The sequence below is a fragment of the Xylanibacillus composti genome (assembly GCF_018403685.1).
GTDB lineage: Bacteria > Bacillota > Bacilli > Paenibacillales > K13 > Xylanibacillus > Xylanibacillus composti.
In genome coordinates this window covers 97,993-110,345 of the sequence record NZ_BOVK01000018.1, presented here as the reverse complement: position 1 = coordinate 110,345, position 12,353 = coordinate 97,993, and the positions used below count along the sequence as shown (strand labels likewise).

Genomic DNA, 12,353 nt, shown 5'->3' with positions numbered 1-12,353 from the left:
ATGATCAGGGGTGTGTACACCGATGCCAATTGTCGAAGGCAATCACTTCATCTATACGGTCCAACCGGGGGACTCGTTGTATGCGATTGCCGCAAAATTAGGTAGTGCCATTCAATTGCTGGAGCAGACCAATGCGCTGTATCCGCCATTAACGGACCCCGGCCTTATTTACCCCGGTCAGGTGCTGGTCGTGTCTGAGGCCGGCTTGGATCAGCGCGCCCAGGTCAATCACATTGTCGCGCCGGGCGACACACTCTCGCAAATCGCCAACCGGTATGCCACAACACCTGAGTTGCTGGCGGGGATCAATCAGCGGGTTTATAACCCGGATCTGATATTTGTCAATCAAGCCCTCCTGGTTCCGGCCGCCATCTATGAGATTGCGGAAGGGGAGAGTCTCAACGGCATCGCCCGTCGTCTTGGCCTGCCGCTTGCCGCCATTATTCGCGCGAATCAAGGGCGTCCGGGCTTCTCGCCAGACGTTATCTATGCGGGTTATCGCCTTATTCTTCCTCTGCCGAGCTCGCCGAATGCAGTCGTATTCAGTCCGCAGCCAGGGGAACTGGTCCGGCCGGGCCTTGCGATCGAAGGCTTCGTTCGCGCGCCAGGCGGAACCGCCTATTACCGGATCGTTGACGATGCAGGCGAGCTGGTCACCCGCGAGCGGACATTCCGCACACTGGAAGCCGCGCCAGCCTTCAGCTATTTCTCCACCATCATTCAATTTGACAGGCAGCCGACGACCTCCGGCGGGGAACTATGGGTATATCCCCGCTCGCCCGGAACAGGCATTCAGGATATTGTTCAGGTGAAGATTCGGTTTTCCGACTGAAGCATTCACAAGCCGCCCTCCATGCGCCGAACGTGACGATACAACTTATGGGAAGAGGCAGAGCGCAAACGCTGCTCGCATCTTCTTTTTTTTTGCCGCCGTTCATCCGCTCCTCGCCTATCTCTTTTCCTTCCCTTATCATACCGCAATTTCCTGGTGCATGCCTGCCTAATCGGCAGAGTCTCGGCGCTAAGGCCCGGCTTTCTGCAGTAGTCGCCCGCTCCTTGGGCCATTCACGTCTGTTCACAAGCGAATCACAGCGGAAAATTCGTTTCTCTCCCCCAGATGTTCTATAATAGATAAGGATGGACTAAACCTGTCAGCTTCAGCAAGTAACGATTAGGAGGGAACCCAGCATGAATTCATTTACTTACCGCAATCCGACCAGGCTGCATTTCGGTAAAGGCACCTTGGAGAAATTGAATCAGGAGCTTCCTCAGTATGGCCAAAATGTTTTGCTCGTTTACGGCGGGGGCAGCATCAAGCGCAATGGCCTCTATGACCAAGTCATCGACCGCCTGAACCAAATTGGCGTCAACGTCCATGAATTAAGCGGCGTGGAGCCGAATCCGCGGCTCACGACCGTAAACAAGGGCATTGACATTTGCAGACAGGAAAGCATCGACTTCATTCTCGCTGTAGGCGGCGGCAGTGTCATTGACTGCGTCAAGGCTATTTCGATCGGCGTCTATTATGATGGCGATGTATGGGACATTATTACCCACAAGGCGGCAGGCACGAAAGCATTGCCATTCGGCACAGTGCTTACATTGGCCGCTACCGGGTCCGAAATGAATGTCAACTCGGTCATTACGAACTGGGAGACGAAGGAAAAGTACGGGTGGGGCAGCCCGCTGGTGTACCCGCAGTTCTCCATCCTCGATCCGGTCAACACCTTTACGGTGCCGAAGGACCAGACCATATACGGCATCGTCGATATTATGTCGCATATATTCGAGCAATACTTCAATCACACCGGCAATACGCCGGTGCAGGACGGCTTCTGCGAGTCTTTGCTGCGCACAGTGATTGCTGCCGCGCCAGCGCTTGTAGAGGATTTGGAAAACTACGAGCTGCGCGAAACGATTCTGTACAGCGGGACGATGGCCTTGAACGGCATGCTGTCCATGGGCATGGCTGGCGACTGGGCGACGCACAACATTGAGCATGCCGTTAGCGCGGTGTACGACATCCCGCATGGCGGCGGCCTTGCCATCCTGTTCCCGCATTGGATGGAGCATGTGCTCGATTCCGGGGTAGGCCGCTTCAAGCAGTTCGCCGTGAATGTGTTCGGCGTCGATCCGGCCGGCAAGAGCGATCGCGAAGTTGCCTTGGAGGGCATTCAGGCGCTCCGCGCATTTTGGAACAGCATCGGCGCGCCAAGCCGTCTGGCCGATTACGACATCGGCGACGACCAATTGGACGTCATGACCGAGAAAGCCATGGTTAATGGCCCGTTCGGCCATTTCAAGCGGCTGAAGCATGAAGACGTGCTCGCCATTTACCGCAAATCGCTTTAAGCGTGGACAATCTCCACAGCAATAAGGGAATTCCGCTGTACAGACTTCCAGCACGACAAAGCCGGTTTTCGCCGGCTCTTTCGTGAAGGAAGCGGGTGTACGGGAATTCCCTTTTTTCTTCTGCAACAGCGGCATGCGGCCAGCAGCAGCCCGCTTGGGTTGTCCTGCCTCTATGTCCTACCCCGACAGCTGCTTCTCTTCAGCGGAGGGCCGCGCAGACAGCCGGCCGTACGTCAGGAAGCGCCAGACTGTCTCCATCGGGCCAAAACGGAATTTGCGGAACCACAGATGGCTGAACCATAGCTGGAAGGCGAAAATGCCGATCGCCCACAAGGGCAGCCACCGTGGAGGCGTGCCATACAACCCCAAACCGTATCCATAAAAGATCGTTGTGGCAAGCACGGTCTGCATCAGGTACAACGTCAGCGCCATACGTCCGGCGTTCGCCAGCAAGCGGAAGCCCCTCTGCCATATCTGCTTGCGAATCAACAGGAGGATGGAGGCGATAAATAAGAAGCATATAGCCGGATCGCCCACGTACAGACCCAGGAAATGATAGAAATCGTAAAAGGACATTTGCGACGGGTCCATATGATACAGGCCGATATGCTTGATTATCGAGAACGGCACCCCGATCACCAAACTCCAGACCCAAACCTTCCTCACAAGGCCGCCATGGCTTGCCAGCTGCTGAAAAACACCTTTCCTCCCTGCGTAGGCGCCGAGCAAGAACATGCCGATAATAAATGGCAGGGACGTGATGATGGAGCTTGTGTAGACTAGACTCAGCTCGATCTTCCGCGCATCGAATATGTCACCGTAGCTGCCGTGCGCATAAGCTTCCATCAGCTGCCGCTCTTCCTCCAGCCACAGCGTCATTTGCAAATCCATCAACGGATCATCGGCAGGAGGGACGAGCGCAAACAAGCCGAACAGCATGGTCATCAGTAAAATCGGAATCAGGAAAAAAAGCAGAGCGCCGAGCAGCAGCCCCTGCGGCTTCGCATGCCGGAACAACAGCAGCACAAGCCCGGCTATCGCGTAGAATACCAGAATATCACCGGACCATAAAAAGATAGCGTGTACCAGGCCAAACGCGAGCAGCACAAGCATTCTGCGCACATACAAGCCGCCAGCTTTCTTTCCTTTCGCCTGCGCCCTTTCGAGAAACAACACAAATCCTACTCCAAACAGAAAGGACAGCATCGTGATGAAATGTCCCTCTGCCGCAATGCGGATAAACCCTGCTGCAGCCTTGTCTATCCAAGCTGCCCAATGCTTCGTTCCCGTAAGGGAGGCATGCATGTACGGAAAGCTGAAAAAGAGCATATTGGCCAGCAGAATGCCAAACATGGCAAAGCCCCTAAGCACATCCAGCTCCATTAGACGATTTTCCGGCTGAACAGGCAGCGCCTTGTTTCCGGATATCGTTTCATTCATCATCTTCGTTCTCCTCCATAACAATCAGCCCTGCAGATTACCTTAGTCCCAGGGCGGAGCATCGTCGTCGGCGTAGCCCGTGCTGTTCCCGGCGTTTGCAGGTTCGCCAGCTGCTGATTCAATATGAGTTTCTTGGGCGGCGGCCGCTGCGACTTCGCCCTCATGCGCCGCTTCAGCAGCCGCCCTGGCGGCATTGTTCCGCATTCGTTCCAATACTGCCTCTAACTCATCGGGATGCAGCAGCTCAATCGGGGAGATCCCTTTTTCAAATTCAAAGGACTCCCCTTCGATCAGCACGACATACTTGCCATTCATGCGGCCCAGATGAATGCGGCTGCCGTAATCGGTCAACTTGCCGCGCACCGTGACGCCATCCAGCTTGAACTTCATGTCCAGCTCGGGCTTTACCTCGATGAGTCGGGCAGCCGCCTCCATGACCTGCTCATGCTGCCACTTCTCCTGCAGCTCGCGCTTCTCCCCTGCCGCCCAGAACTCCAGACTCTGCTCTTCCTGCTGCCGGCCTTCGTGATCCGGCTCGTGTCCTTGCCACTTGTCCTCCATATAATGATGCACCATATCCAACACGTGGTCGCTCACTACTTCAGGAATCGGCTTCTCGTAAGTGACAAACCGCAGGAAATCTTCAAAGTATCGGGCATGCGAGGCCTGGTGAATTTTCAGTTCGCCTTCCTCCAGCATTCCTTCTTCCGGCATATGGGGATACAGGATCCATTTCAGGTTGCGGGCGCTGATAGCTCTGTCCACGTGGGAGATGAGACTGTTCTCATCGGAAATGCGGGCTATTTTGGACTCGAAGTCGCATTTCAATACGAATACGAACGGCTCGTCGAAATAAGGCTGCAGCTTCACCGATGCCGCAATCAGCGCGCCGCCGCGAACCGCCGCCGTATCCATATACATCCGGACCAGCTCATCCGCCGCCTCGGCAAAAGCCTCCAGACTGTATGCCATACGCAAGCGCTGGAACAAATTATAGTTCGGATTGCTCGTCCATTCATGGCCAGGTTCTACAATGAACCGTCCAATCTTGGTCGGCACATTGTCCGAGGACGGATGCAGCTCGGCCTTGCGCTTGACGATACGCACGAACTCTCCGTCCAAAAATTCCTTCAGCTCGCTGTCCTCATACTGATCGCGATTCAACGTCTTATAGTGCTTATAGGTCTTGCTGCTATCCTGATCGAACCCCTCCGTCTGGATCACGAAGAAGGATAAGTATTGCACGGATAAATCCATAATCCGAAGCTCCCCTGCGGTATGATTTCGCGCGATTGCCGCGAATCATTCCATTATATCATCGAAAGCCGCATCACGTCAGGAGCTTGCCACTGAATCAACCTGAAGCCGTTCGAAATAACGGGCGCTCTCCACCATGGGGGTGCAATCCGTATGATCGCCTCCCAAGTTGATTTCAAAAATAAAATCTTTGCCGTCAACAAGCGGCTTGACCATTCGCCAATCGATCTTCCCCTGGCCGAGCGGCAGCGAATCATGCGCCAGGCCCATACTGTCCACCAAGTGATAATAAGTCGCATAGGCTTGCGTCTGCTCAAGCACCTCCCGCAATTTGGCGTTATCGCCGCGGAAGCCGATGAAGGTATGGCTGACATCGACATTGAGCGGCAGCTCTAGCGGTACGATCAGCTCCTCGAACAAATACGGATTTGCGTAGCAGAACAGCCCCTCTGTTGAATCCTCCCATACAAATACATCCCGCGCGTAAGAGAGCACCTGCCTGATTTCTTCACGCAGCTGGCGCGTCCGTTCCTTCGTTACCGTTCGGCTGCTTTCCGTATGGGTGTAATGGGCGTGCACCACGCACTTCGCCTTCTCCTCCCGGCAAATTTCGGCCAGAAGCTCAGAGGAGCGGCGGTAGTATGCCCGTGCCTCCGCATCTGAGCTCATGATGTCCTGAAACTTCCCTTGGAATTTTGGAGGATGATGCAAATATGGCTTGATGCCGAGCTCCCGCAGCTGACGGATGCGCTCGCGAATCAGCTCGGGCTGCTTCAGATCCTGTTCGCTTAAATAAAACTCCAGAATTTCCGGATGATAGTGGAGTCGGTTGTCCAGGTTCGCTTGATCCAAATTGCCTTTTAATCGCATATAGTTCATGTTCTCACCTCTCCTTCATCATAGCAGAGGGCAAAGCCGGATAGCATCCGTGCGGCTCGCTTTTTTATAAAATCTTAACAGGCCATATGGGAGGCGACTTTCGTTCACGTGCCGGAAAGCGGTGTGACGGGTTAAGCGTTTGCGAAAGCTAGAGCGCGTTACGGGAATTTATGGTCTTACTGATGCGTTTCTGTGGAGCGACAGTTGAATAAGGGAAAAAAGTGGACCAAAGTGATATCCCTGCAGCTGATGACCAAGCGAGTACCCTTGAATTGGACCATGAAAGTCCGCTAATTGCCATGATGGAGGCGGGCGCTGAGAAATAAGACCGTCGTTTCCTTTTATTCTACCGCATGGCCGAAGCTATGAAAAAATCTCTGGCGGAGTACACAGCGCACTCCAGCACAGAGATTATGGTCTGATAGCACAGGGCCCAGCGAACATCGCTGCATGCCCCATTAATAATATCTTTGGTCCAGCTCATCCAGGCTCTTGAACGTGTAGCCCTGCCTTACCGCTTCATCGATGATCGCAGCCAGCGCATCGGCGTTGTCCTTGGATACGGTATGCAGCAGGATCACCGCACCCGGATGGAGCTGGGAGGTCACTTTTTTGAACGCATAATCGGCCCCTTTCCGCTGGTTGCGATCCCAGTCGGCCCAAGCGATGGACCAAAATACGTTCGTGTATCCGAGCTCCTTGCTCACCGCCAGCGTCCGGTCATTGAAGATGCCGCGCGGCGTACGCAAGTATTGCATGCCCATCTGGCCGGTGAGCGCTACTACGGCTTCCTCCACACGCTCCAGCTCTTCCTTGATTTGCTCGGCGGAAATCTGGCTCATGTCGGGATGACTCCACGAGTGATTGCCGACGATATGGCCTTCTGCGACCATCCGCTTGACCAGCTCGGGCTGATCCTTCACGTAATGGCCTGTAACGAAAAATGCCGCAGGCACCTTTTTCTCCTTCAATACATCCAAAATCTGTCCGGTATAGCCGTTTTCATACCCATTGTCGAAGGTCAGGTACAGCTCCTTGGCAGAGGTGTCCCCGAGAAAGATCGCGCCGTGCTTTTCCAGAATCGGCTTAAAGCCTTCCTGATCGATAGAAGGAAGCTCGCCGTTGCGGCTCTTCTTAAAGCCGAAGCTGTATGATGGCGCGCTGCCTGCTGCCTCGTCTGCCGATATAATGAGGCCCGCCGATGCAACGGCGACCATGAGCATGACTAGTCCCAAGCTTCTCCAGCGCATGATGTCCCTCCTTTTTCTCAGATGGATGCTCTCCTATTACTATTTCACAGGAAGGGATGGGTTATGTATACAGAAGGAAGGGAGGCACCGAGCGCAAGCACGTCACCAGCCGTCAGGAAGACCGCAGACGGCAGCTGGATATGTCTGCGTTCGGGTCGCCGAGCAAATACAAATACGTTTGCAGCGAATGGCAGCAGAGCACGGAATGCTTGATCGGCGAAGTCAGCGAGCTGATTTCATAACCGGGTTCGACGTGGAGATAGCCCGCCAGCTCAACCGGCACCTTGGGCACGAGGTCCGGATGGTTGAAGATGCGCGAATGGCGAATGTTGCGCGAGGCGAAGGCTTTGGCAAACGCATGGTTGCCGACCCTTGGGGAGGCAAAGGTCACGCAGGTGACATCTGCGAGGCACTGGGCCGCATCCAGCGCATGCAGCGTCGCGATGGCCGCGCCCAGGCTGTGGCCGGTGACGGCAAGCGCAGCTTCCCTCGGCAGCTTTTCCACGAAGCGGCGAAGCGGCTCCGGCTCTGGCTCCAGCGCGCTTGCCTCCACATTATGAACCGTCATGCTGCGGTACAAATCGGTAAAGCCTTTCTCCGTCTTGCCCGCATCCGGCACCTCGTGGAAGGGCTCCAGCACGAATTCCAGATCGCTAAGCCAATCCAGCGGACTCTCAGTCCCGCGAATGGCGACAGCGTAATGCAGCGGATGGAGCAAGCTTTGGGCAATAAACCCTGCAAATTCCTTCTCTTTGTAGGAGAAAACATGCGGCGCCATCGTCAAATTCGCCACATGCCGCCAGCCGCTTGGGAAATTCTCCGGTGTGGCGGGTGACAGCTTGTGCGTGCCATACATCTCATAAGCGACCTGCACCATGCGTCCCCATTCCACCCAGACGCTCCTCTGCCCCTGCACTTCCTGCTTAACTTGCCGCTGTTGATCCATTATCATCCTCCTCCTATCGTGGGCGGCCTCGCTGAACGAAACCGCATCGGGATAGGAAACATATTCCACAGCGGCGGAGGAATTTCCTTCCTGCAAAGGGATCAGGCCTGAGCATCGGTGAAAAGCTGCAGGATGCACGTCCAGTGTAATTCCTTATGTCGCCCTCTTATGGTCCGAAACTTGAAATTCTGTTTTATTGTCAAGCAGCTGATTGTCTTTTATCATAAAGGGCATACAGCGATTCTGGAGAATGGACTTGAATAATTTCTATGGATAAATGCTGGATGAAAGTGAAAACGCGAAGGAGGAAGAGGAATGATTCAATACGTGCCGAAACGTTTGCAATACACCGATCTCTATGTGCAGCAATACGGAATCGAGCCTTGCGCGCCGGGGCATCATTATGGGCCGGCCGTACGGGATCATTACCTGATTCATTATATATTGGCAGGCCGGGGAACGTATCGCGTCGGCTCGAACACGTATGCCTTGCAGGCAGGTGAAGGCTTTCTTATCACACCGGATATCGTGACCTACTATGAAGCGGACCGATGTCAGCCTTGGCATTATTGCTGGGTCGGCTTTCACGGCCATCAAGCAGGGTCGATCCTGGCAGAGGCCGGCCTCTCCGCGGAGCAGCCGATCTTCCGCTATGACCGGGACGAACAGCTCCGGAAGCAATTTATGCGCATGACCGAAACCGGCCAGCTCGACTACGCCGATGAATTGCAGCTGCTCGGAACGCTGTATAATCTGCTGTCCTTGCTCGTACAAGCCAACCCGGAGAAGCCTGCCCGCAGGCGCGTCGGCAAGAAAGAAGCCTATGCGAAAAAAGTGCTGGACTTCATCGAAGCGAACTATTCCGAGAAGATCACCGTAGCGCAAGCTGCGCGATTCGTCGGACTGGACCGCAGCTACCTGTGCTCGTTGTTCCGGGAATGCTTCCACAGCAGCATTCAGGAATACCTGATCCAGTTCCGCATGAAGAAGGCCGCCGAGCTGCTCGCCAACCCCGAGTTGACGATCGGCGATGTGGCTCGGTCAGTCGGATATCAAGACCCGCTGCTGTTCTCGAAGACCTTCAAGAAACACACCGGGCAATCCCCCAAGCATTATCGGGAGCAGGGGGAAGGATGACGCAATAAAAACCAAGCCGTCTCCAAAGTTTATGTTCACACTGCTGGGAAAGCCGTATGCAGCTTGATAGCGCGAGCGAGAGTTGTAAGGGACATTGATGTCCATTAGCGGCTGTTTTTTGTTTATTTATCCATCTAACGGACAGCCATGACCATTAGATCGAAATGAGTGGGCTAAATCCATCATATCTTGTCTCTAATGGACAGCTATGACCGTTATACAGGGAGAATCCAACAAAACGCTGTCTAACGGTCATCCGCGACCTTTACCGAGGGACCACTTGTGTCAACAGTTTCGCATCCTGCCTTCCCCCGTTAAAACCTATGCAGCACTCTCTGAGAGAAAAGGAGCCGCCTCTAAGTCAAATCATGACTTTCGAGACAGCTCCTCTGTCAACGGAACCAAGGCTGCCGTGGTTACGCAATCGCATCCAACCGGCTTCCGGCTTCTCTGTCCACGATGATCGTCAGATCAGGATGAAGCTTCAACAAGGAAGCGGGAATGTCCGTCGTGATTCTGCCGTCCAGCATCCTTCCAATCATGTCGGCCTTGTTCGCGCCAGAAGCCAGCAGCACGATTTTCTTGGCTTGAAAGATCGTGCGAACCCCCATCGTAATTGCCTGCTTGGGCACTTCAGCGATCGATGGGAAGTAGCGGGAATTGGCACGAATCGTTTCCTGGCTCAGCTGAACCAAATGGGTGTCTGCCTGCAGGCATCGGGCGGGTTCATTGAACCCGATGTGACCGTTCTCGCCTATTCCCAAAAGCTGCAGATCAATGCCCCCGGCATCTTGGATGATCTGCTCGTAATAGTGGCAGTGCTTCTCAATGTCTTCCGGCATGCCAAAGGGGATGTGAATCCGTTCATGCGAGACATTGATATGGCGGAACAGATGTTCAAACATAAAGGCATGATAGCTCTGTTCTTGATCGCTTGAAACCCCGTAGTATTCATCCAGATTGAATGTCGTCACGCTTGAGAAATCAAGGCTCCCTTCCCTGTAGCGCTCGACTAATTGCTGGTAAGTCCCTATGGGCGTGCCGCCGGTGGCCAGCCCCAGCACACAATCAGGCTTGTTCTCAATCGCTGCCTGTATCATATCCGCAGCTTGCCTGCTCAATTCTTGATAGTTTTCTGTTCGGATTATTCTCATAAATCGCTAGCCTCCCTCAATCAGAACGGCCCCCTGAATCGAAGAATGCCAAATTTCTCGGGTACATGAAAATAGCGGACTCCCGTCGGCTGCCAAGCAGATAGCTCTACTTCGTCCGAGCTAGGAGAGTGGTCCATTCTGAAAAAGTTGATTTTCCACTCCTCCCCTTCAACCGGCCTTTCCCTTCCCAAAGCTGAAAAAGGCATGGCACACTCATACTGGACACGTTGAGCATCCAAATCCACGCTAACGTCCGATTGCATGCCCTCACAATCCCAGGCTGCATCGAAGCTGCAATGTCCCTGCAAATCATTGGCGATCAAAGCGTCAAAGATGACGTTTCTCGGACTTAGCTCAAACTCGTAATAGCGCTCCATATTGCCGTCGGGACTGAGAAAGATTTCGACCGCATCCTCTTCATACAAGGGGGCGTCTCTATGCTGATACGTTGACAAAATGTACGAATCCTTGCAATCGAATCGAAAAAATACACCCCAATCATTCCAGACTGCCTGAACCGTGGTAGCCAGATTGGGGGGAGCTCCAGTTTCGACTTCCAGCAAGCTTGCGGTTTCCGTTCTGCTCCAAACCGTTTGAAGCGGCAAGGGCAAACTGGCTGCATTCGGCGCTCTGAAGCACTGCAGCACATTGTTGCGGCCGGTGTGCGTCAATTTATTATCCTCCCTCTTTCATCAGCAAATCTTTGTTCAGGAAATGCTTGTCCAGAAGAAGGGATGCCACACCGTATAAAGACGACTGCGTGCCAAGCTGCGCCGCCTCGATCTCGATCATGGAGGCAGGCGAATCGACCATCTCATTGAGCCTTTCTGCAATCCGGGGGATGGCCAGCTCTTTGGCCAGCAGCAGGTTTCCGCCCAAAATGATTTTTTTGGGATTGAACAAATACACCAAATTGCTGATGGCTGTGCACAGATCGTCGAGCATGCCTTCCACCAGACTTCTGCAGAAACTGTCTCCGCGTACAGCCTCTGTGTAAACTTCCAGCACATTAATCTTGTCAATGGCCGGATTATATACAGTCAAGGGCACGGGCAATTCATGGGTTACGGCCTCTTTGATTTTTTTGATGAAAGACAGCTCGGTCGCATACAACCTCAAACAGCCCATTTTCCCGCAAATGCACTTCTCGCCATACTTATTGATCGACATATGCCCGATTTCGCCTGCGCCGCCGTATTCTCCGCGCACCAACTGTCCGTTGACAATCATGGAAGAGCCGATCCCGCGGCCTACCGTAATATAGATGAGATTTTCGATATCCTTGACGGCGCCCATCGTACGCTCGCCCAAAACTGCGGCGTGCTGCTCCTGCTCCACCACGACCGGAATCGTCGGAAATGCGGCGGACAGCTCCTGCTCCAACGGAAAATTCTCCAGCCCGAGCAGGTGGCCGCGAAACATCACGCCTTCGCGGTTCAGCACGGTCGGAACGGAAAAGCCGATGCCCAGTATTTTTTTCTCCGCATGATGCTCGATAAATTCCCGGACGATGTCCTTGATCGAACGGATCAATTCTACGCCTGTCTCTGCCAGTTCCAGCTCAGTCTTCTCTACGATCTGCAACCGCAAATCGAACAAGGACAGCTGCACCGTAATATGAAATGCCTCGGTCACAATCCCGACCGCCAGCATATAAGCATATCCCGGACGGATCGTCAGAATGGTGGGTTTGCGCCCGCCTGCTTTCGTCGAGCTGCCCGTCCCGGCTTCAACAAGAATGCCCTCCTTCTGCAAACCATCCACCACATTGGATACTGTGCTTTGACTCAGCTTGGTCAGCTTGGAAATCTCAATCCTCGAAGTGGAACCGTAGTGATGTATGGTGTTCAGCACCAACGTCCGGTTCAACTCCTGTAACAGTTTTTGATCCCCCAATTTCGAAAATGTTTTCACACTGAACCTCCCGATTGGCCTTCT

11 protein-coding genes are annotated in these 12,353 nt (G+C 53.8%); 3 read left to right on the top strand and 8 right to left on the bottom strand.

Translation table 11 applies throughout. The annotated features are described in order from the left end of the window. Positions 1 to 22: 22 nt before the first annotated feature. Both XYCOK13_RS08150 and XYCOK13_RS08145 read left to right on the top strand, forming a co-directional pair. A complete protein-coding gene (locus XYCOK13_RS08150; protein ID WP_213411541.1) occupies positions 23 to 832 on the top strand; it encodes a LysM peptidoglycan-binding domain-containing protein in 810 nt (269 codons plus the stop codon). A gap of 356 nt (positions 833 to 1,188) precedes the next feature. Next, the gene (locus tag XYCOK13_RS08145; RefSeq protein WP_213411539.1) at positions 1,189 to 2,352 is read left to right on the top strand and encodes an iron-containing alcohol dehydrogenase; all 1,164 of its coding nucleotides are present in this window, start codon (positions 1,189 to 1,191) and stop codon (positions 2,350 to 2,352) included. A 177-nt stretch (positions 2,353 to 2,529) separates the two neighbouring features. Here XYCOK13_RS08145 and XYCOK13_RS08140 read toward each other — a convergent pair whose 3' ends face one another. The 5 genes from XYCOK13_RS08140 to XYCOK13_RS08120 all read right to left on the bottom strand — a co-directional run bounded on the left by XYCOK13_RS08140 (position 2,530) and on the right by XYCOK13_RS08120 (position 8,124). Further along, positions 2,530 to 3,795, bottom strand: a complete 1,266-nt coding sequence (locus XYCOK13_RS08140) for a DUF418 domain-containing protein (RefSeq protein WP_213411537.1) — start codon at positions 3,793 to 3,795, stop codon at positions 2,530 to 2,532. 39 nt (positions 3,796 to 3,834) lie between these two features. Continuing rightward, positions 3,835 to 5,049, bottom strand: coding sequence for a DUF3900 domain-containing protein (locus XYCOK13_RS08135; protein ID WP_213411535.1), 1,215 nt, complete (start codon positions 5,047 to 5,049; stop codon positions 3,835 to 3,837). A 78-nt stretch (positions 5,050 to 5,127) separates the two neighbouring features. Continuing rightward, positions 5,128 to 5,928 carry a sugar phosphate isomerase/epimerase family protein gene (locus XYCOK13_RS08130; RefSeq protein ID WP_213411533.1) on the bottom strand — a complete coding sequence of 267 codons (801 nt, stop codon included), beginning with the start codon at positions 5,926 to 5,928 and terminating at the stop codon, positions 5,128 to 5,130. A 458-nt stretch (positions 5,929 to 6,386) separates the two neighbouring features. After that, on the bottom strand, positions 6,387 to 7,178 hold the full coding sequence (pdaA, locus tag XYCOK13_RS08125) for a delta-lactam-biosynthetic de-N-acetylase (RefSeq protein WP_244865061.1): 792 nt from the start codon (positions 7,176 to 7,178) through the stop codon (positions 6,387 to 6,389). A gap of 112 nt (positions 7,179 to 7,290) precedes the next feature. Then, positions 7,291 to 8,124 (bottom strand): lipase family protein, encoded by an 834-nt coding sequence (locus tag XYCOK13_RS08120; RefSeq protein WP_213411531.1) that lies wholly within the window; start codon positions 8,122 to 8,124, stop codon positions 7,291 to 7,293. A gap of 315 nt (positions 8,125 to 8,439) precedes the next feature. Between XYCOK13_RS08120 and XYCOK13_RS08115 the strand changes: the two genes are divergently transcribed. Then, the gene (locus XYCOK13_RS08115) at positions 8,440 to 9,261 is read left to right on the top strand and encodes an AraC family transcriptional regulator (protein WP_213411529.1); all 822 of its coding nucleotides are present in this window, start codon (positions 8,440 to 8,442) and stop codon (positions 9,259 to 9,261) included. 416 nt (positions 9,262 to 9,677) lie between these two features. Here XYCOK13_RS08115 and nagB read toward each other — a convergent pair whose 3' ends face one another. Genes nagB through XYCOK13_RS08100 form a run of 3 tightly spaced genes read right to left on the bottom strand, consistent with a single transcriptional unit; the run spans position 9,678 to position 12,329 of the window. Next, the gene (nagB, locus tag XYCOK13_RS08110; RefSeq protein ID WP_213411527.1) at positions 9,678 to 10,415 is read right to left on the bottom strand and encodes a glucosamine-6-phosphate deaminase; all 738 of its coding nucleotides are present in this window, start codon (positions 10,413 to 10,415) and stop codon (positions 9,678 to 9,680) included. Between the two features lie 20 nt (positions 10,416 to 10,435). Beyond that, complete coding sequence (locus XYCOK13_RS08105; RefSeq protein ID WP_213411525.1) at positions 10,436 to 11,086, bottom strand: carbohydrate-binding family 9-like protein; 651 nt, start codon at positions 11,084 to 11,086, stop codon at positions 10,436 to 10,438. 4 nt (positions 11,087 to 11,090) lie between these two features. Next, the gene (locus XYCOK13_RS08100; RefSeq protein WP_213411523.1) at positions 11,091 to 12,329 is read right to left on the bottom strand and encodes an ROK family transcriptional regulator; all 1,239 of its coding nucleotides are present in this window, start codon (positions 12,327 to 12,329) and stop codon (positions 11,091 to 11,093) included. Positions 12,330 to 12,353 lie beyond the last annotated feature (24 nt).